At 47.7% G+C, this 1,745-nt stretch carries 3 protein-coding genes; 1 reads left to right on the top strand and 2 read right to left on the bottom strand.

The window, feature by feature from the left end; translation table 11 throughout:
* Together BP737_RS13375 and BP737_RS13370 are read right to left on the bottom strand one after the other, a co-directional pair.
* Positions 1-613 (bottom strand): hypothetical protein (locus tag BP737_RS13375; RefSeq protein ID WP_342686263.1); only part of this gene is annotated, 613 nt, incomplete at its 3' end.
* Position 614: 1 nt separating this feature from the next.
* A complete protein-coding gene (locus BP737_RS13370; protein ID WP_292407224.1) occupies positions 615-875 on the bottom strand; it encodes a hypothetical protein in 261 nt (86 codons plus the stop codon).
* Positions 876-1,563: 688 nt separating this feature from the next.
* Here BP737_RS13370 and BP737_RS13365 point away from each other — a divergent pair.
* A partial coding sequence (locus BP737_RS13365) for a hypothetical protein (protein WP_342686262.1) occupies positions 1,564-1,745 on the top strand: 182 nt, incomplete at its 3' end.

The following is a 1,745-nucleotide window of genomic DNA, read 5'->3' as shown; positions in this document are numbered from 1 at the left end:
TATCAGAGGTTTGACGCCAGAGACCACTCAATTTTTCGCGGGGAGGCGACAGAATACTCTGAACTATAGGAATCGTCAGCCGCTGGAAACTTTTAGGATGACTTCCATATATTTTTATCAACCCTTTGAAGTATCCTGCGCTACAAAGGTCGCAAATATTCCTCCCACGCTTTGAGTATCTTCTTAAAATGTCCGACTTTAATCTATTAATCTCCTCTTTTTGTGCGCCCTCTTCAAATCGTCTCTTCACATATAAGGATGCGCGCAAGGCCGTGTAATCATCATCGGGGATTTTGCCCTTAAAGAAGGACAGAAATTCCCGCTCTTCATTTGAACTCTCTGTGGTTTTGATCTCTTCAAGTATTTCTTTGGATCCGGTCTCAATCAACAAAGCGTTATGTTCTCTGACCGCATCCGCGATCACCGGCTTTAATTCTTCTATCTTATCCTCAGGCAGTTTTTTCCAGTTGATCTTAAGTGCCCCATTGGTTTCATCGAAACTAACTACATCTGCTCCTGGATCAGCGGTGATATTTACAGTTTTCACCCCAACTTGGATATTTATGTTCAGATTAACCCTCACGAATTCTTTGAGGCTATCAAGGAAAGCCATGTTACTCAAGCGTGTCCAGGAGCTTGATTAATGAGGGCAAGTCTGCTTTGATGAATATTTCAGAGCCTTTTCTTATCCCGGCAAATTCATCTAATGCGACGTTTTCTCCGTCGGGTGTGAGAACTCGCTGACTTGGATCATCGCGTTCAACAATATACCCACTATCATCTACGGTTTTATCAAAGCAAGACAACATTTCCAATTTTAAGTCTGCATCGAATGTGATAACTCCCTCATGGAGGCTCTGCGGCATCTTCTTCACTAATTCCTATTGGATCTCTTTATCCAAATAAATCTTCCTTAATGTGTCTCTTGATTTGGTTGAAATACAGATAACTCCATACAGGGTTGCTTGAAAATGATATAATTGTATTCAAGATTGCAAAATACGAAAGTGCACATGGTCCCGGTCGTTCGCTAATTTTAGAACCCATACAGAGTTCCCTCAACTCCCCAGCCGTCACCAAAGAGGTGACAGTCGAGCACGAGATGTCGCGGCCCGGGTTTCGTCCTTCCGGAAGTATGTTCCCATGCAGTGGACCGTGGTGGCTATCGTCACCGGGGGTGGGGACGGGAAAATCTCCCTCCCATAGGAGGGTATCCGTACGTCCTTCCAGAAGCCCTTACTCGAAGACCTTCGGTCTTCTCAAACCCCGGACGTCCCGTCCGGCGTACCCTGCCTGCTCCTGCGGCGCTTTAACTCCTGCCCTTCGGCCAGTCGTTCCCCGTCGCCCTGAGTCCCCCGAACTGCGATATTCCAGAATCAGTAACTTCGCTCATGTTAGCGTCCGGCATCGAACGATAAGGTCTCCCGTGACGCCTTAACGGGAGTCGGCAGCACCCGGAATTCGGTAGTTTGATCTTCGGGGTATGGTGAAGTACCAGCACCGCGGAGCACCCGTATCTCTCCCCTTCAAATGCAGATATTGCGTCTTGGAACTCTGCGACAAATGTTGACTCCCTCCGGATCACGATTACGCAGGCATAGAGTCTTGGAAGAGTTCTGCTACCACGCACTCGCAAAGATGGAGCGGCCACACCTTATCCGTCAAAAGAGCATGGCCGATCGTGAGCAGAAAGAGATGTGCACGATGGGAGCACCGGTACCCCACGACGCAATACTTGAAGAATG

It is taken from the genome of Methanoculleus sp. UBA291 (assembly GCF_002499755.1).
Taxonomy (GTDB): domain Archaea; phylum Halobacteriota; class Methanomicrobia; order Methanomicrobiales; family Methanoculleaceae; genus Methanoculleus; species Methanoculleus palmolei.
The sequence above is the reverse complement of the archived record's forward strand: the minus strand, read 5'-3'. Positions and strand labels throughout refer to the sequence as shown.